Annotated in this window: 19 protein-coding genes; 16 read left to right on the top strand and 3 right to left on the bottom strand. The window is 47.0% G+C overall.

Features of this window, described 5'->3' with window-relative positions; all coding sequences use genetic code 11:
• The first annotated feature begins 1 nt into the window (after position 1).
• Positions 2 to 1,363 carry a nucleobase:cation symporter-2 family protein gene (locus BUA17_RS20990; protein WP_063567893.1) on the top strand — a complete coding sequence of 454 codons (1,362 nt, stop codon included), beginning with the start codon at positions 2 to 4 and terminating at the stop codon, positions 1,361 to 1,363.
• Positions 1,364 to 1,678: 315 nt separating this feature from the next.
• Here BUA17_RS20990 and BUA17_RS20985 read toward each other — a convergent pair whose 3' ends face one another.
• The gene (locus BUA17_RS20985; RefSeq protein WP_063567894.1) at positions 1,679 to 2,017 is read right to left on the bottom strand and encodes a DUF4870 domain-containing protein; all 339 of its coding nucleotides are present in this window, start codon (positions 2,015 to 2,017) and stop codon (positions 1,679 to 1,681) included.
• A 153-nt stretch (positions 2,018 to 2,170) separates the two neighbouring features.
• The gene (locus BUA17_RS20980; RefSeq protein WP_064642492.1) at positions 2,171 to 2,452 is read right to left on the bottom strand and encodes a hypothetical protein; all 282 of its coding nucleotides are present in this window, start codon (positions 2,450 to 2,452) and stop codon (positions 2,171 to 2,173) included.
• A 397-nt stretch (positions 2,453 to 2,849) separates the two neighbouring features.
• Between BUA17_RS20980 and BUA17_RS20975 the strand changes: the two genes are divergently transcribed.
• From BUA17_RS20975 to BUA17_RS20935, 9 genes are all read left to right on the top strand, one after another.
• Positions 2,850 to 3,038 (top strand): hypothetical protein, encoded by a 189-nt coding sequence (locus BUA17_RS20975; protein ID WP_017690840.1) that lies wholly within the window; start codon positions 2,850 to 2,852, stop codon positions 3,036 to 3,038.
• Between the two features lie 232 nt (positions 3,039 to 3,270).
• A complete protein-coding gene (map, locus tag BUA17_RS20970) occupies positions 3,271 to 4,032 on the top strand; it encodes a type I methionyl aminopeptidase (protein WP_072734881.1) in 762 nt (253 codons plus the stop codon).
• 580 nt (positions 4,033 to 4,612) lie between these two features.
• A complete protein-coding gene (coxB, locus tag BUA17_RS20965) occupies positions 4,613 to 5,665 on the top strand; it encodes a cytochrome c oxidase subunit II (RefSeq protein WP_063567896.1) in 1,053 nt (350 codons plus the stop codon).
• A gap of 32 nt (positions 5,666 to 5,697) precedes the next feature.
• The gene (gene ctaD / locus BUA17_RS20960; protein WP_063567897.1) at positions 5,698 to 7,587 is read left to right on the top strand and encodes a cytochrome c oxidase subunit I; all 1,890 of its coding nucleotides are present in this window, start codon (positions 5,698 to 5,700) and stop codon (positions 7,585 to 7,587) included.
• Positions 7,584 to 8,210: a cytochrome (ubi)quinol oxidase subunit III gene (locus BUA17_RS20955; protein ID WP_063567898.1), complete on the top strand. Its 627-nt coding sequence runs from the start codon at positions 7,584 to 7,586 to the stop codon at positions 8,208 to 8,210. The genes ctaD and BUA17_RS20955 overlap by 4 nt, the downstream gene beginning before the upstream one ends.
• Before the next feature lie 3 nt (positions 8,211 to 8,213).
• Positions 8,214 to 8,534: a cytochrome C oxidase subunit IV family protein gene (locus BUA17_RS20950; protein WP_063567899.1), complete on the top strand. Its 321-nt coding sequence runs from the start codon at positions 8,214 to 8,216 to the stop codon at positions 8,532 to 8,534.
• Positions 8,535 to 8,640: 106 nt separating this feature from the next.
• Entirely contained in the window at positions 8,641 to 9,564 is a 924-nt protein-coding gene (ctaG, locus tag BUA17_RS20945) for a cytochrome c oxidase assembly factor CtaG (protein WP_072734880.1), read from the top strand.
• A 36-nt stretch (positions 9,565 to 9,600) separates the two neighbouring features.
• Positions 9,601 to 10,065, top strand: coding sequence for a DUF420 domain-containing protein (locus BUA17_RS20940; protein ID WP_024632131.1), 465 nt, complete (start codon positions 9,601 to 9,603; stop codon positions 10,063 to 10,065).
• Between the two features lie 111 nt (positions 10,066 to 10,176).
• The gene (locus tag BUA17_RS20935) at positions 10,177 to 10,548 is read left to right on the top strand and encodes a hypothetical protein (protein ID WP_063567901.1); all 372 of its coding nucleotides are present in this window, start codon (positions 10,177 to 10,179) and stop codon (positions 10,546 to 10,548) included.
• 107 nt (positions 10,549 to 10,655) lie between these two features.
• Here the strand turns inward: BUA17_RS20935 and BUA17_RS20930 are convergent, their stop codons facing one another.
• A complete protein-coding gene (locus tag BUA17_RS20930; RefSeq protein WP_139295707.1) occupies positions 10,656 to 10,946 on the bottom strand; it encodes a hypothetical protein in 291 nt (96 codons plus the stop codon).
• A gap of 134 nt (positions 10,947 to 11,080) precedes the next feature.
• Between BUA17_RS20930 and BUA17_RS20925 the strand changes: the two genes are divergently transcribed.
• The 6 genes from BUA17_RS20925 to BUA17_RS20900 all read left to right on the top strand — a co-directional run bounded on the left by BUA17_RS20925 (position 11,081) and on the right by BUA17_RS20900 (position 16,818).
• Entirely contained in the window at positions 11,081 to 11,794 is a 714-nt protein-coding gene (locus tag BUA17_RS20925) for a hypothetical protein (RefSeq protein WP_072735005.1), read from the top strand.
• A gap of 92 nt (positions 11,795 to 11,886) precedes the next feature.
• Positions 11,887 to 12,276 (top strand): GntR family transcriptional regulator, encoded by a 390-nt coding sequence (locus BUA17_RS20920; protein WP_072735004.1) that lies wholly within the window; start codon positions 11,887 to 11,889, stop codon positions 12,274 to 12,276.
• 15 nt (positions 12,277 to 12,291) lie between these two features.
• Positions 12,292 to 13,188: an ATP-binding cassette domain-containing protein gene (locus tag BUA17_RS20915; RefSeq protein ID WP_063567903.1), complete on the top strand. Its 897-nt coding sequence runs from the start codon at positions 12,292 to 12,294 to the stop codon at positions 13,186 to 13,188.
• A 20-nt stretch (positions 13,189 to 13,208) separates the two neighbouring features.
• A complete protein-coding gene (locus BUA17_RS20910; RefSeq protein ID WP_064642929.1) occupies positions 13,209 to 14,111 on the top strand; it encodes an ABC transporter ATP-binding protein in 903 nt (300 codons plus the stop codon).
• Entirely contained in the window at positions 14,104 to 15,399 is a 1,296-nt protein-coding gene (locus BUA17_RS20905) for an ABC transporter permease (protein WP_072734878.1), read from the top strand. Before BUA17_RS20910 ends, BUA17_RS20905 begins: the two co-directional genes overlap by 8 nt.
• A gap of 198 nt (positions 15,400 to 15,597) precedes the next feature.
• The gene (locus BUA17_RS20900) at positions 15,598 to 16,818 is read left to right on the top strand and encodes a TraB/GumN family protein (RefSeq protein ID WP_072734877.1); all 1,221 of its coding nucleotides are present in this window, start codon (positions 15,598 to 15,600) and stop codon (positions 16,816 to 16,818) included.
• Positions 16,819 to 16,894: the final 76 nt, after the last annotated feature.

The raw sequence follows: 16,894 nt of genomic DNA, 5'->3' as shown, positions 1-16,894 counted from the left end.
TATGGCACGCGAACGTATTTTTCAGCGGCATCGTCACCCGATCAAAACCTTTTCTCTGGGTCTCCAGCACGTTCTTGCGATGTATGCAGGAGCTGTCGTTGTACCGATTATTGTCAGCAAGGCCCTTGGTTTTACTACGGAGCAGTTGACCTATCTGATTGCGATTGACCTGCTCGCCTGTGGTGTGGCAACACTGCTTCAGGTATGGGGCAATCGTTTCTTCGGAGTGGGGCTGCCCGTCATGCTTGGTTGTGCATTCCAGGCTGTATCACCGATGATTTTAATTGGGATGAAGAGCGGTGTGTCTGCCATTTATGGTGCGATCATTGCTTCAGGGATATTCGTTGTATTGTTCTCGGGCATTTTTGGCAAATTGATTCGGCTCTTCCCGCCAGTCGTCACTGGATCAGTAGTAACCATTATTGGTCTGACCCTGATTCCGGTTGCGTTCAACGATCTCGGCGGCGGTCAGGGCGCAGAAGATTTTGGCAGTGGTGTTCATCTTCTGCTCGGATTCGGCGTATTGGTGTTCATCATTCTGATGACACGGTTCACGACAGGATTCGTTCGTTCTATCTCGGTGCTGATCGGCCTTCTCGTGGGCACAGTGGCAGCAGGGCTTATGGGTGAAGTTAACTTTGCGCCAATTCGCGAAGCGAGCTGGTTTCATGTCGTGCAGCCATTTTACTTTGGTACACCGACGTTTGAGATTGTGCCGATTCTGACCATGATTCTGGTGGCGATTGTCAGCGTAGCTGAATCCACGGGTGTATTCATGGCTCTTGGCAAAATTTTGGATAAAGACCTGTCCTCCAAAGATCTGGCTCGTGGCTACCGTGCAGAAGGTTTGGCGATTGTGCTGGGTGGTATCTTCAACTCATTCCCTTACACGACCTATTCACAAAACGTAGGGCTTGTACAGATGACTCGTGTCAAAACGCGTGATGTTATCGTTGTAGCGGGTGGACTGCTTGTGGTTATCGGCTTTGTACCGAAGATTGCTGCATTGGCGCAGCTTGTTCCAGGTTCTGTTCTTGGCGGGGCCATGGTTGCATTGTTCGGTATGGTGGTATCGTCAGGTATTCGTATTCTGGGCAGCCAGGTTGATTTGAACCGTCATGAGAACCTGTTCATCATCGCCTGCTCTGTAGGCATGGGTCTGGGTGTAACGGTTGTGCCTCAATTGTTCGCAGGTGCGCCGGACTGGGCACAGATTATGCTCGGTAACGGAATTATTGCAGGTAGCTTTACGGCCATTTTCATGAATTTGCTCTTTAATGGTCTGGGTACTCAAGCAAGGGCTGCCAAAATGGCTGAACGTCAAGCGGATGTGATCCTTGGAGATAACGGCAAGTCGGCGTAAAAAGTAAAGAACTGAAATCATCGTTGTTATTACCCGATGCCTTCAACATGTATATTATGTTAACTTTAAATTCCTCATGGATTGAATAATAAATGTTGTGAATAAAAAAGTTAAACGGCCTGAACTATTCAGGGGATGAATCATCTATCCTGTTAATCGTTATTGAAGGCATAATAAACGGAACACCGGAGACCTTGCTCGTTAGAGAGCAGGAGATCCGGTGTTTTTTCTTTTTTTTGCCAAAAACAAGATGGATTATTATGTAGACTCACATGATGAATTACTTTGAGATGAAGCCGATAGAAACGTTACATCTTACAGATGCCGCATCTGTTTCTCTGCAAAGTCTCCGACCCACGGCAGCTTAAGCCATTTGCCTTGCAGACTGGTCACCACCATGAGAAGCCAGACCACCACACCAAGCAAGGACAATAGCGATGCCAGCAGTGGCCCAAACAGTGGGAGGAATGCACACAACACATGACCGACCATAATGAGGCCAAATACCGTGACGGATTGAAGTGCATGAAACAGAACGAATCTGCTTCGTTTTTCTACAGCCAGAAAGACGATTCCACCTACAAAAGTGAACAGATAACAGAGCATGCCGGCAATATTTTCATCCAGACCGCTTGATGATTTCATGGGGGACATTCGGTCCAGCCTCCTTTGTCCTTTTTAACTAGGTTATGAAGGAGGTGGACAGAACTGAACCGGATGGGACGAAATGTATCTTTGCTAGCTTAAAAGGGGCATGTTCCTAATACTGCCCTGGAACATGCCCCTTTCCTTGCCTCATTATATAACTTAACGGTCACCCCGCTGGAAATGTCTGCGTGGATGTGTGGTCTTGCCAATCTTATCGGTATCATTCTCTTTAGGAACCAAACGCTCGTCGGTACGACCTTCGTGATGGTTGTCAAAAGTGAATTCCGTCAGTTCCCATTCCGTCTTGCCGAGAACGGGATCGGCCGGGAATTGTTGTCCGCGATGCAGATGTTCTTCTTGTCCGGCTTCGTTGGTATATATTCCGTCCACTTCCACCTTTTCATGCGAAAGGGGCAGCATTTCTTTATCTTTCTGATCCATAAAACAACGCCTCCTTAGATCCCAGTATTTTAACTGTATGGGTTGTCCGTGATAATATCCCCCGAATAGTTCAGTGTTATGCTGGATATATTAATTCCGTATAGAAGTATCGTATTTATAACATATGATTCGGAATTAAACTTTTTGGGCATAAAAACCGTTATAAATATTAGGTAAAATCGTCAAGTCGTCAGATACTTCCGAATATGCTACAATAAGATTATGATTCACACCGAATCATATCGGGTATTTATAGTGTCAGGTACTTGCTTAAGCAAGGGTTCCCGACCTAAAGCTTGCTTTGAGCCGCGCACACAACTTCATGGATGGCATTTAAGACTTATTCGGCATTCTCTAAACGGAGCATTCACTTTCAACGTTTTGGGAGGGAATTACAATGGCAACGAAAGGTCACAATGAGGTCAAAGAAAGTTTGAGGGAAATGACTCGGATTTTCCGTCCTAAAGATCCAAAAAAATTCGTGAAGGAGTACGTGAGAAAATACCGGATTACGGGTGGATACGAGGAAGAATTGACTTCTGTGGTTGAGCATGAGCTTGTCAAGATGGATTCTTCCGTGTCCTGAAACACACACAACTCTGATTATACTGTTCCGATATGAATAGAACCGTCTCCCGGGCGTTAAGCTCCGGCAGACGGTTTTTTTTGATTGAAAAATGATATGTACATATTTCCAACGTGTAAACCTTTCATCTAAAAGAAAACAGAATTAGCTGTAGAGCTTCGCTCCACTTTTGGGGGCTTTGTTCCGTTCCTGCTGCATATACATGGAAGTACACATATGGCAGGAAGGATGAATGCATGTGGACCCTATTTTGAAAACGAAAGAAGAGATTGGCTACATGCGGGAAGCAGGACGAATCCTGCGAAGCTGTCACGAGCATATTGAAAATTGGTTGGCCCCCGGTGTAACGACAGGAGATATTGACGAACGGGTGGAGGTTTTTTTGGCTGAAAGAGGAGCTACACCTGAGCAAAAGGGGTACAAAGGTTATCCTTACGCTACATGCGCTTCAGTTAATGAAGTGGTTTGCCACGGCTTCCCTAATGACCGGAAACTGGTCGAAGGCGATGTGGTGACCATTGATATGGTGGTGAACAAAGACGGCTGGCTTGCCGATTCTGCATGGACGTATGGGATCGGTGAACAACGCAGGTCCATACGCAAACTAATGAATCGAACGGAAAGGGCGCTTCATAAGGCGATAGCACAGGCAGTGCCAGGAAATACGCTGGGGGATATCGGTAACGCGATTGAACGGACAGCGAGGCTGTATCGTTACGGGATTGTGAAGCCTCTTATTGGTCATGGGATCGGTCAATACATCCATGAACCCCCGAATGTCCTCCCTTACGGGAAACGCAGGACGGGCATGATGCTGACAGAGGGCATGGTCATTACGATTGAGCCTATATTTACGAAAGGCAGCTCTGGAGCAGTTGTATGGGATGAGGATGGCTGGACGGTGAGAACAGTGGATGGAAGCTGGGGCGTCCAGTATGAGCATACGGTAGCCATAACAAGTGATGGTCCTCTTATACTAACTGACGGGACTTAGACGCTGTATCTATGGCAAGCTGGTAAGGGTGCTGCATACGGTGTAAGGGATACACAATAGGTTCAGGCTCCATGCCGTTTGGTTCTATAAGGGAGCGGTATGGAGCTTTACTGCGGCTTCCAGTAGTTGTAAGAGAAACAAGCTGATGCAGGCTTTTCTGTTTTGCATAATACTGCATGTTTTCAATGTGAGAAAAATCGGCAAAAAAATCAATTTCATCACCGAAATTTGGCAAAAATTTTCAAAAGTAGAGAGTAATATTTTTAACTGAAATCGGTTACAAATCAAGTTGTGGTGCGGTTTTTTACATATAGTGAACAATTTGTGAACATGTGTCCAAAGATTGACAAAATCATACCCTCAACTTATATTTAATAAGTGATTGAACCATATAGAATGAATTGGAAGAATGCGCAGACATGCCCTTAGCAGGAAATGACGGGAGTGGTGGAAGCGTTATTTTTGTAAGCGTTCTGTATGTCGGACAGGATTACGTGTATCGTGCTGAAATGAACTGAATTAAGTTTATTTTGGGCGACAACGGCAATCTACGAAAATGTTAAAAAAGTGGGGTAGATCAATGATGAAACAGTGGCAGGTTGCAAAGCGAATTCTCCCCTTGCTGGCGGTGTTCTCTTTGCTGCTATCCGCATGCGGGCGGGAAGACTTGTCGGTAATGAAACCTCAGGGTCCTGTGGCGCAAGGCCAATATGATCTGATGAAGCTGTCCATTGCGATTATGATCGTGGTGCTCATCATTGTATTTGCTATTGCTGCGTATGTGTTGATCCGGTTTCGCAGACGAGCCGGGCAGAATGAAATGCCCGAACAGGTTGAAGGTAATTTCAAGCTGGAAGTAATATGGACAGCCATTCCGTTGCTGCTCGTAATTGTTCTGGCAGTACCGACGGTAAAAACGATTTTTGCCCAAGGCGAAGATCTGTCCAACGACAAAAATGCAATTCAGGTCAAAGTCACCTCGCATCAGTACTGGTGGGAATTCACTTATCCTCAATATGACGTAACCACCGCTCAAGATCTCATCATCCCGACCGGAAAGAAAATCGCATTCGAATTGAAAACCGCTGACGTGCTTCACTCCTTCTGGGTGCCGTCACTTGCGGGTAAAATGGACACAAACCCGGATGGAACGCTTAACAAGTTCAGCTTCTCGGCGCCAAATGAAGGCGTTTACCGAGGCAAATGTGCTGAATTATGCGGCAGGTCGCATGCCTTCATGGAATTCAAGGTAAAAGCGGTCAGTCAGGAATCCTTTGACAAATGGGTTAACGAAATGAAAGCCCCGGCGGTACTTCCGGAAGATACCCAATTGGCTGAGAAGTTCAAAACGAACTGCCTTTCTTGCCATGCAGTTGGGGATCAGGGCGGGCCCGTTGCGCCTAACCTTACAGGTATCGGCGGCAAGCAATCCGTGGCAGGTATTCTGCTGAATCAGGGCGAAGGCCAGGAAGACGGTAATCCGGTGCTGGATAACATGAAAGAATGGCTCCATGATCCACAATCCGTGAAGCCGGGCAATACAATGCCTAATCCGAAAGACCTTGGACTCACAGATGAAGAAATCGACGGAATTGCCGAATATCTGGCCAACTACAAATTGGACTATGAATAGAACAGCAAGGACGAAGAAGGGGGTACACAACCTTGGCTCATGCTCATAGCGTCAAGCGGTATAGGGGCTTGATGGATTGGATCACCACCGTCGATCACAAAAAAATCGCCGTTCTCTATTTGATTGCGGGTGGATTTTTCTTCGGAATCGGCGGCATTGAAGCCATTTTGATTCGGATTCAGTTAATGAAACCGATGAATGATTTTGTGTCGGCACAGGTCTTCAACGAATTGATTACGATGCACGGAACAACGATGATTTTCCTTGGTGTTATGCCTATTATTTTTGCACTTATGAATGCCGTTGTACCTTTGCAAATTGGGGCACGGGACGTTGCTTTCCCTTTTGTTAACGCGCTTGGTTTCTGGACGTTCCTGTTTGGCGGACTGCTCTTGAACCTGAGCTGGTTGATGGGAGGGGCACCGGATGCCGGCTGGACTTCGTACACGCCACTCTCTGGCAGCGAGTACAGTGGGACGCACGGTGTGGATTTCTACACGATAGGTCTCCAGATCGCCGGTCTAGGGACACTCATCGGGGGCATTAACTTTCTCGCGACCATCATTACGATGCGTGCGCCGGGAATGTCCTATATGCGGATGCCGATGTTTACCTGGACCACATTTATTACATCAGCCATCATTCTTTTTGCATTCCCTGCCATTACGGTAGGACTTGTATTGTTAACGTTTGACCGTATACTGGGAGCCAATTTCTTCGATGTTGCAGGTGGCGGTAACCCGGTACTCTGGCAGCATATCTTCTGGATCTTCGGGCACCCGGAAGTATACATTCTCATCTTGCCGGCTTTTGGTATTATCTCGGAGGTTATTCCAACCTTTGCACGTAAAAGATTATTCGGTTACAGCTCCATGGTATTTGCGACCATCCTGATTGCCTTCTTAGGATTCATGGTATGGGCGCATCACATGTTTACGACAGGTCTGGGAACAGTCGCCAATGCATTGTTCTCGATCTCAACCATGCTGATTGCTGTACCAACAGGGATCAAAATATTTAACTGGCTCTTTACGATGTGGGGCGGACAGATTCGTTTTACGGCAGCAAACCTGTTTGCTGTTGGATTCGTTCCAACCTTCGTTATGGGCGGGGTTACTGGTGTCATGCTGGCCTCAGCGCCTGCGGATTTCCAGTTCCATGATACGTACTTTGTTGTGGCTCACTTCCATTACGTTATCGTTGGTGGATTGGTGCTAGGTTTGTTCTCGGGACTACATTACTGGTGGCCGAAGATGTTCGGTCGCGTCTTGAGCGAAACGCTCGGAAAGTGGACCTTCTGGACATTCATGATCGGTTTCCAATTAACGTTCTTCGTACAGCATTTCCTTGGTTTGATGGGGATGCAGCGCCGGATCGTTACATACTTGCCGAACCAGGATTTTGACCTGCTTAACCTGGTCAGTTCTGTTGGTGCATTCCTAATGGGTGTTGGGGTCATCATGTTCCTCGTGAACATCGTGATTACAACGAGAAAACCAGTTGATGCGCCGAATGATCCGTGGGAAGATGGTCGTACGTTGGAATGGTCAATCCCATCTCCGCCACCGGAATACAACTTTAAGCAGACTCCTCTGGTACGTGGAATTGATGCGTATTGGAAAGAAAAGATGGCAGGACATACGGAGATGACACCGGCTGAACCTGTAGGTTCGATCCATATGCCGTCAGCGACTCCACTGCCGTTTGTTATGTCCGTCGGTATATTCATTGCCGGACTTGGTCTCATGTTCAGCAAAGATGATTTTGGCAATGCGTTTATGAACGGATTGTTTAATAATTACATTGTAGTCATTATTGGCCTTCTGATTACATTTGGTGCGATGGCGCTGCGGTCACTCTATGATGATCATGGCTGGCATATTGAACCGGAGGATCAGGATGAGAAGGGGGTTAGAACATGACAACTCCACATGCCGAACCGGTAAACGGCAAATTGCCGCATGAGCCGGAGAAAGCAACGCTGGAAGGACGCAACAAGCTTGTCGGCTTCTGGTTGTTCCTTGGCGGCGAGACCGTATTGTTCGGAACCCTCTTCGCAACCTTTTTGGCCCTCCGTGGCCAAACGAATGACGGACCGACGGCGAATGAATTGTTTCATCTGCCACTCGTGGCTGCAGCAACCTTTATTCTCTTAGTCAGCAGTTTGACAAGTGTATTTGCCATCCAGGCTATGCATAAGGGGAAACGCAATGCTCTTGCTCTCTGGCTTGGCATTACCGTTGTACTGGGTCTTGGATTCCTCGGTCTGGAAATCTACGAGTTCTATGAATATGTGAAACATAAAGAGTTCGGCATGACTACAAGTGCATTCAGTTCAGCGTTCTACACGCTGGTTGGGTTCCACGGAGCTCACGTTGCATTCGGTATTATGTGGATTGGGCTCATTATCGGGCAACTGTTCAGAAAAGGATTAACGGTCGTAACTGCACCTAAAGTATACGTCTCCGCAATGTACTGGCACTTTATTGACGTGGTCTGGGTGTTTATCTTTACGGTCGTGTACCTGCTCGGAAAGGTGGGGTAACACATGTCGGTACAGGATAAAAGTGATCAGCAGCCTGTGAAGCATCGTCACCGGGCGGAAGGTCCACAGAAACACGTCGTTGTTTTTATTTTCTCGATTGTCCTGACGCTAATTGCGTTCGCGGCTGCTGCCGCGGGAGGAGTCAATACGACCTTTACCATTATTATATTGGTGGTTATGGCGATCCTTCAGGTGTTTGTACAGCTCGGTTACTGGATGCACTTGAAGGATAAAGGGCATTTAATGCCGATCCTGTTCATGAGCTTCGGATTTTTCGTAGCTTTTACGTGCATCATTATGGCACTCTATTGGGTTTGGTGGTAAAAGAGATGGCGGCGGCGCAGTGTCGCCGTCTTTTCCCCTTTTAGGCGAATCAATCAGTCAATGGATTCAAGCAACAACCAAATCAGGTCACGGGGAGGTTTCCCGTATGCTCGGGTTGCAATATTTTAGTTTCAATGATTTATGGAGTCCACTTATTATGGCATTGTTTTTGCTCATTGCTGCAGCTTATCTAGTGCTCGTTGGTCCATTCAGTGAGCGGATCAAGGGGGCAGATCAGGCCACGGCTGCACAGAAAATGATGTTTATTACTGGGCTTACCGTGTTGTATCTTGCACAAGCGGGGCCATTCAATCTGCTGGGTCATGTGATGTTCAGCTTCCATATGGTGAGTATGGCTCTGTCCTATCTGGTAGCGCCACCGCTACTGATGAAGGGATTGCCCCTCTGGGTATGGCGCGGAATCATCCGGTGGCTGCCGACACGGCAGTTATCTTTTTTGGCTCATCCGATCGTGGCGGCTGTGCTGTTTAACGGGTTGTTCTCGTTATATCATCTACCCGTGGTACATGATTACGTGATGTTAAATTTTACGGTTCACCGTTTGTATTACATTGTACTTTTCATTACTTCCATGCTGATGTGGTGGACGCTGCTCAATCCGTTGCCGGAAGGGAGACAAGCGTCGGGGCTGTCTAAGATTGGTTTTATTTTTCTGAACATGGTGCTTCTGACACCAGCTTGTGGACTGATTATTTTTGCTTCCGAACCCTTGTATGCGACCTACAGCAATCCTGCCGTATGGGCTGAGGCGATGCGGTATTGTGTATCCGGGGATTCTACGGCATTGCTGCGATCGTTCGGTGGACCGGCGTTCTTCAACTTTCTGTCCTCTGCCAAGGAGGATCAGCAGGTGGGCGGTATTTTGATGAAATTCATACAGGAAGGCATCTTCGTCTCCATGCTGGCGTATGTCTTTTTCCAATGGTACCGCAAGGAAAAACGGGAAGATGATGATGATCCGTACCCTGTAGAGAATACGGGAGGACCGCTCAATCCTGCAGGGAAATAACACAAGTTTTGTTTGGACAAGAGGGGGAAACACACGATGGATATGTATTTTCTGCTACCCACGATCAGTACTTCTTTCATTGTGATTAGCGCAGTGCTGGTTGGAATTGGCTGGGTGCTAATTATCCGTGGCAAACGGGAGGCGCACCAAACCGCGATGATTGCAGGGGCCATTGCTGCCCTTCTGTTCTTTGTCATTTATATGTCTCGTACCATCTTTGTCGGAAATACGGCTTGGGGTGGGGACCCGGAAATGGAGATCTTCTATCGAATATTTCTGATCTTTCATATTATCCTTGCCACGGTGGCAGCGGTCTTCGGGATTTCCACTTTGGTGCTTGGGTTCAAAAAGAAATTCAAGACACATCGCCGTTGGGGGAGATTTACATCCATGATCTGGTTTAGCAGTGCTATCACAGGCGTTATTGTATACGTTTTGTTGTACCTGCTGTATCCTGGTGGACACACTCGTCCGGTATGGGAAGTCATTTTGGGTGTTTAATGCAATGAATTGAATTCTTTGAAAATATGAAAATGGATGTATCCACCCGTGGATTGGTCCAAGCTTCCTCTCGCATTCATTCATAGAATGAGTTCGAGAGGGGGAAAACAAATGAAAAAAACAGTCCATGTAAGTCAAACGTATCCACGTCTCACGGTGTATTCAGAAGAGGATTATCGTGGAAGAAGCAGGGTATACCGTGGTAACACGGGTCTCCGTAATCTGGACAACATCCTGGGTGGGGTAGAAAGCCTGCGTTTCTTCTCGACAAGTTCGAATGCAACGTTGGTTGTGTTTACGAGACCTAACTTTCAAGGCGGATTCCGCGTCTTTCGTGGGAACACCAACTTGAGAGATTTGGATGATCTGATTCGTGGCAATGATGTGGAATCTTTGATTTCCACCAATCAACGGCTTACTTTGGACGAAATTCGTGCGATTCGCAGTAATCGCAGCCTGCCAAGTGGCTACAACCTCGTTTAAGGATTAAACCTCTTCAGTATTCAGGTGCCGGGAAACAGGAAAGAGCTGTTCCGAATTGTGTTCGCACAATATCGGATACAGCTCTTTTTTTGGTTTGAGGAGTTATCCTAATCTCCACCACCGCCGCCACTGTCCCCACCGCCACTATCTCCACCACTGTCGTTGCTGGTTCCACTATCGCTACTGTGATGGTGATTAGATCCCGAAAAAGAATCACTGTCATGATGCTTGTGATCGTGTGAATGTTTGGAATGATGAGTGTAGGAGTCATCATTGGTGGTAATGACCGGGTATGCCGGAGAAGAGTCGGTGTAGCCGTTGTTACGGCGAACTCGATGTCTGCCTTTTTTGGCAGCATGACGCTTGGGTTCATCCCGCAAAATGAGCCAGATGACCACGATTCTGACGTGAATCCCATCCTTTCTTCCTGATTCAGGAAAATAAGGAGTTGACGGGAATAGGGAGTGGTCTGTATACTGTGTATATTGATATATACAGTGAGCACAGTCGAGATGGAAAGGCAGGCAATGATATGAGCGCATGGAAGCAGGCGTGGTGGTTGACCCGCAGTGAGATGAAAAAGGATAAGCTCCAATGGCTGTGGACTGCAATTTTTATGATATACACGGGTGGCATGAGTGGTGTGATGTTATTAGGACAACAGAAGACCGATTTCATTAATCCTGTTGTAGATACTTTCTTTTTGATCATGGTGCCATTTCAGGGATTCGTGTTCAGCAGACGATCTTTCCGTTACATACAGGAGGATTCCTATACACAGATGTTGGCCTACTATCGCAGACTTCCTATTCCAAACGAGACAGTGATGTGGTCGAGACTTCAGCAGTCTCTGATGGCGTTTACGTATAATGGTATCTTTTTCTATGGATCACTGTACGTTGTCGGGTTCCAAGAGGAAGGGTTCCGGTGGGATCAGTACCTGGCCTTTGGTATAACTTGTACAGGTTACGGACTTCTCATGACAGGTTTATATATTTACGGAGAGTTTTTGCACAGTGGTAAAAAATATTTGCTTCTCAGTTCGCTGTTCTTGCCGCTTACAATCATCATATCCTTGCTGATTCGAACGTCGGGCCGTTACGGTTTTTCGATTGTAATTGATATGAGTAAATCATGGGGGTTGCTCTCCCCGATTATGTGGGTGGCTTTGGTGGCTGGCATAGCAGGATTATGGCTTTTCAGTCGGTTGACGCTGAAGAAACTTTCCACTCGGGATTTGAGTTAACGGTATGAGGGATGAACGTAAAAATGAATATAGGATGAAACCGGCACGATCAGGTAACAGACTGGAGTGTACCGGAGGGCGAGGTGCAAGATGTGAAAATACCCATTCAAATTAATGAAAATAGCGCTGAACCTTTATACCACCAAATTGAAAATCAGTTAAGATCGTTAATTGTTACGGGTCAGTTGGGGGAGGGGACACATTTACCGTCCATTCGCGAATTCGCCGGATCACTGAATTGCAGTGTTATAACGGTTAGACGGGTCTATCAGGATCTGGAGAATGAAGGTCTGCTTCGTACGAAGCAGGGGACAGGTACATTTGTGGCCCAGGTAGAAGCTGGCGACAGAGAAAATTATCGATTGAAGGCCGCGCAGGAAGCAATGCAGGCAGCGGTGCAGTCCGGAAAATCGGTAGGATGTACGGAAGAAGAACTGGAGAGTCTGTTCCGGGAAGTCCTGAGGGCTGTTTACTCGAATTGAGGGAGTGATTCATACATGGAACCTATCGCAGTTCAGTTGAACGGCGTATCCAAAATGCGAAAACGCAGAGTTATTGGCCCGATCGATCTGACCATCCCGGAAGGGTATGTAGTTGCTATTCTCGGTCATAACGGTTCAGGTAAAAGCACACTTCTTAACATGTTACAACAAGTGGTACTGCCTGATGCAGGGCAGATTATATGGTTTGGGAAGGAACATGAGGGGCCTCTTCCCATTGAACTGAGACAACAGATCGGTTTTGTGGCTGACAACGCTGGGCTCGAAGAGAACCGGATTACTGCACAGGAAGCAGCTGATTTTCGGGCCTACTGGTACCCGCGTTGGGATATGAAGTTGTTCAACCAACTGATTCACGATATGGAAGTACCTGTTGATGTGAAGCTGAACAAGATGTCCAAGGGAGAACGACGGAAATTCGAAATCGCTGCTGCAATCGCAGCTCGCCCAAGACTATTGCTTTTGGATGAGCCTTCATCCGGACTGGACCCCTTTGCCTGGAAAGTGATGGTCGAGCAGTTCCGTACTTTCATGGCTGAGGGCGATACCACGATTCTGATTGCCACACATATTGCGGATGAAGTCAAAAGGCTCGCAGATTACATCGTATTGATGCACCGTGGTCAGTCCCTGGGGATGGCCGAGAAAGATATGGTGCTCGATCAGTGGAAAGAAGTCTGGTATGAAGGAGATTTACGACCAGAGAGTATCCCTGGGGTTGTGGAATCTTCCTCTGAAGAGAGAGGACTGGTTCGCGTCATAACAACCCGGGTCAGCGAAGCGCAGGAAAGGCTGGAGCTGGCAAATAACCGGGTATTGAAGATCCGTAACTTGGAATTGGATGAAGTCTTGGCATTCTGGATTGCCGGGTATGCACCCGTACAGTGGAAATAACCGAAGGGAGACGATAAATGATGAACCGATTGGAATTGAAGCAGGTAGTCAAGCAATATGCAGACAAAACGGCAGTTAATGGTGTGACGCTTAATGTACAAGAAGGGGAGATTTACGGTCTGCTCGGAGCCAACGGCGCTGGTAAAACAACAACGATGCGTATGGTGCTCGGGCTGATCCACCCGGACGGGGGAAGTATCCAGTACAACGGCAAACCCTATAGCAAAGAATTGCAGCAGATTATGGGATATCTTCCGGAAGAGCGCGGTTTGTACCCGAAGGTAAAGGTCAGTGAACAGATCAACTATCTGGCCCGTCTGCGCGGCATGAATGGAAAGGATGCGGATCAGAGCCTGAAGTATTGGTTGGATCGATTCGAAGTGCCGGAGTATTACGACAAAAAGATTGAGGAACTATCCAAAGGGAATCAGCAGAAGATGGGCTTTATTGCCGCAGTGGTCCACAGACCGCAAATTCTCATTCTGGATGAAGCCTTCAGCGGACTTGATCCGGTGAACGTGGAATTGCTGAAATCCACGGTGAAGGAGTTGCGTGACGAAGGCACGGCCATTCTGTTCTCGACACACCGTATGGAGCACGTCGAAGAATTATGTCGTCAGATAACAATCCTGCATCGCTCCAACACCGTTGTGCAGGGAGAGATTAAGGAGATCAAGAGCCGTTATCCACGTGAGCATGTATTCTTGAGCACCACGGGTAATGTGGGCGGTCTGGAACAGCTGCCGGGTGTGAAAAAGGTAGAGCAAAATGAGCGTGGATACCTGATCCATATTGGTCAGATGGAAGCAGCTCAGGAAATTCTGAGAGCAGCCATGGCTCAGACGACCGTTGAACATTTTGAAATCAAGGAACCAACGCTTAACCAAATCTTTATTCGTGAGGTAGGTGAGTCGAATGAATAAAATGGGGACAATTATCGGATTTACGTTCAAAAACAAAGTAAAAACGAAGTCTTTCATGGTGACGACTATTGTACTTGCACTTTTAATTACGATTGGACTCAATATTCCATATTTCATTACTTTATTTAATGGCGGTCCCATCGGTGGAGGCTCGAGCACAAATCCGGTAAATATCGGTCTGCTGAGTAAAGGACAAACGGAGGTAGCCGAGAAGCTGGAGACATACTCCTCCGCACAAGGCAACCAGACGTATCGTTTTGTTAACGACGCGAGTAAAGATGAAGCGGCACTCAAAGCCGATGTGGAGTCGGAGGTTTTGGATGGGTACCTAAAGTTTGAACCTGTTGCTGGGCAAGATTTCCCACAGCCGGTCTTATATTCAAGCGATGATATCTCCCCGCAGGTTATAGCACCCATTGAAGCTGCACTGCAAATTGTGAAGCTGGATGTCGTGGTGAAGGATACACTCACGGCGGAACAAAAACAGCTCATCAGTACGCCGGTAAAACTGACAGAGCAAAACCTGGATTCTGGCCAAAGCGGAGCTGCAGCGGAGTCGGAAGGTACCATGAGTGGCATCAACTACATTGTGGTATATCTGCTGATTATCCTGTTGTTCACATCAACGATGATGACAGGTAATATGATTGCTTCCGAGATTACAGCCGAGAAGAGCTCGCGTATTATGGAGATTTTGATTACGAGTGTATCTCCGCTCAGTCAGATGTTTGGTAAAATCATCGGTATTTTCATGGTAGGTTTGCTGCAAATCGGTATTTTCGGTGCAGTAGTTGCCGGAAATATGCTGTTACCGCATAACCGCGATGTATTGAGTGATTTCAACATGAACCTGGGTGATGTGAACGTCGCAGTCATTGTATATGGACTCATCTTCTACATTCTGGGTTACTTCCTGTATGCGGTGATGTTCGCGGCCATTGGTTCCATGGTGAGTCGGACAGAGGAACTGGGTCAGGCCGTGCTGCCGATTACGATGTTGTCCCTGGTTTCCTTCTATATTGCAATTTTCAGTATTGCTACACCGAACATCCTGTTGTTGAAAGTAGCAAGCTTCATTCCGTTCACATCGCCAACGGCAATTCTGGTACGGATTGGGGCAGGCGTTGCGCCAACCTGGCAGATCTGGACGTCCCTGGCCATTCTCGTGGTATCTATAATGATCTTCGGCTGGCTCGCAGCGAAAATCTATCGTACAGGTGTGCTGATGTATGGTAAACGCCCAACGTTCAAGGAATTGTTCAAAGCGATGAAGGCTTATAAGATCTAATCCAAGTTTACGAACACGGGTATTCAATTTTAAATTAGTGGTTCAATAGAACCTTCATGATCTGGAGCGGAATTGGCTTGAGTAATTAAAGCAGAGAAGGTGCTATGCTTTAAAGAGGAGCATCTTCTCTGCTTAATTCATAATAATCCAAATATCTTTTATTCAAATTACTATATTGCTTAAAGGAGAATACATAATATGAAAAACTGGAAACGCATGCTCTTGTCCCTGACAATCTCGGTAGGTTTGCTCGCATCGGCAGTACCGGCTATGGCCTCTCCGCAAGAGACAGCGGTAAAGGTGAATGACGAAACGGTTGAATACACATCGGGTGCACCGATTAACGATAAAGGAACAACACTTGTGCCGCTGCGCTCCACGTTGGACGCAATGGATGTGAAGCTGACGACAGCAACAGATGATACGATCACAGCCGTCGTTAACGGCAAGACGATTACTTTGAAGAGCAAGCTTACACGCATTAATGGCGTAACGTACGCGCCGATTCGTATTGTCGGGGATGCAACTGGTTATGAGGTCTGTTGGGATGCTGCTACACGCACAGTGCTGCTGGTTTCTAAGGGTGGCGAAACAGAGACTGTTCAAACCGGTGGACGTGGCTTCATGTGGGAAGTCGAAAGCAATGGCAACACAGTATATCTGGTAGGCTCAATGCATATTGCGGATGAAAGCTTTTATCCATTGCGCGAAGAGTTTGAAGAAGCCTTTACCGAGGCGGATTACTTAGGCGTAGAGATTGATATCAGCAAAGCGGCTGACGAAGCGCAGCAGAAGATTGTTCTGGATCTGGGCTCGTATCAGGATGGCACAACACTGAAAGATCACATCTCCAGCGAGACGTATGCTCAGGTGGGAGACATTTTGAAGAAGAATGGATTGGAAGCGAATGCACTGGATACCTTTAAGCCTTGGGTAGTGGAGAGCACACTGGCCAGCCTGAAATCCATGAAAGCGGGCTATGAAGCTTCTTCGGGGGTTGACCTATACTTCATACAGAAGGCAATCGAGCGCAAACTTCCGGTGATCGAATTGGAATCCTATCAATCTCAATTGGGAATGTTCAATGACTTCTCTAAGGAGCTGCAAGAGAAAACATTGAAAGCGACTTTGGACAATTTCGATGTGTTGGATGACAGCGTGAATCAAATGGCCGAAATGTGGAAGACAGGGAATGACGAACAACTGTTGGAGCTGACGAACAGCTTCTCTGATGATGAAGAATACAACAAAGCAATGCTGATCGACCGTAATGTTGGAATGGCTGATAAGATCGATGGTTACCTGAAAAACGGCAAAGGTGAAGAGTATTTCATCGTTGTTGGTGCAGCGCACTACTTGGGTGATCATGGGATTGTGAAGTTGCTGAAAGATAAAGGATATACAGTGGTACGAAAATAATAGAATTATAGCTCCTTATATGGGAGTTTGGTATTCTCTCCACATGATAGACAATAGTGAAAAAAGAGATCGTATA

Source organism: Paenibacillus sp. ov031, from assembly GCF_900143165.1.
Classification (GTDB): domain Bacteria; phylum Bacillota; class Bacilli; order Paenibacillales; family Paenibacillaceae; genus Paenibacillus; species Paenibacillus marchantiae.
Note: the sequence above shows the minus strand (reverse complement) of the source record. Positions and strands in the feature narration are given on the sequence as shown.

What these genes read in the sequence shown, in the direction of transcription:
- BUA17_RS20905 (WP_072734878.1), top strand. Translation starts at nt 14,104, where the DNA reads ATGAATAAAATGGGGACAATTATCGGATTTACGTTCAAAAACAAAGTA.
- coxB (WP_063567896.1), top strand. Translation starts at nt 4,613, where the DNA reads ATGATGAAACAGTGGCAGGTTGCAAAGCGAATTCTCCCCTTGCTGGCG.
- BUA17_RS20955 (WP_063567898.1), top strand. Translation starts at nt 7,584, where the DNA reads ATGACAACTCCACATGCCGAACCGGTAAACGGCAAATTGCCGCATGAG.
- BUA17_RS20980 (WP_064642492.1), bottom strand. Translation starts at nt 2,452, where the DNA reads ATGGATCAGAAAGATAAAGAAATGCTGCCCCTTTCGCATGAAAAGGTG.
- BUA17_RS20925 (WP_072735005.1), top strand. Translation starts at nt 11,081, where the DNA reads ATGAGCGCATGGAAGCAGGCGTGGTGGTTGACCCGCAGTGAGATGAAA.
- ctaG (WP_072734880.1), top strand. Translation starts at nt 8,641, where the DNA reads ATGCTCGGGTTGCAATATTTTAGTTTCAATGATTTATGGAGTCCACTT.
- BUA17_RS20975 (WP_017690840.1), top strand. Translation starts at nt 2,850, where the DNA reads ATGGCAACGAAAGGTCACAATGAGGTCAAAGAAAGTTTGAGGGAAATG.
- BUA17_RS20935 (WP_063567901.1), top strand. Translation starts at nt 10,177, where the DNA reads ATGAAAAAAACAGTCCATGTAAGTCAAACGTATCCACGTCTCACGGTG.
- BUA17_RS20990 (WP_063567893.1), top strand. Translation starts at nt 2, where the DNA reads ATGGCACGCGAACGTATTTTTCAGCGGCATCGTCACCCGATCAAAACC.
- BUA17_RS20985 (WP_063567894.1), bottom strand. Translation starts at nt 2,017, where the DNA reads ATGTCCCCCATGAAATCATCAAGCGGTCTGGATGAAAATATTGCCGGC.
- BUA17_RS20910 (WP_064642929.1), top strand. Translation starts at nt 13,209, where the DNA reads ATGAACCGATTGGAATTGAAGCAGGTAGTCAAGCAATATGCAGACAAA.
- BUA17_RS20915 (WP_063567903.1), top strand. Translation starts at nt 12,292, where the DNA reads ATGGAACCTATCGCAGTTCAGTTGAACGGCGTATCCAAAATGCGAAAA.
- BUA17_RS20900 (WP_072734877.1), top strand. Translation starts at nt 15,598, where the DNA reads ATGAAAAACTGGAAACGCATGCTCTTGTCCCTGACAATCTCGGTAGGT.
- BUA17_RS20940 (WP_024632131.1), top strand. Translation starts at nt 9,601, where the DNA reads ATGGATATGTATTTTCTGCTACCCACGATCAGTACTTCTTTCATTGTG.
- map (WP_072734881.1), top strand. Translation starts at nt 3,271, where the DNA reads ATGCATGTGGACCCTATTTTGAAAACGAAAGAAGAGATTGGCTACATG.
- BUA17_RS20950 (WP_063567899.1), top strand. Translation starts at nt 8,214, where the DNA reads ATGTCGGTACAGGATAAAAGTGATCAGCAGCCTGTGAAGCATCGTCAC.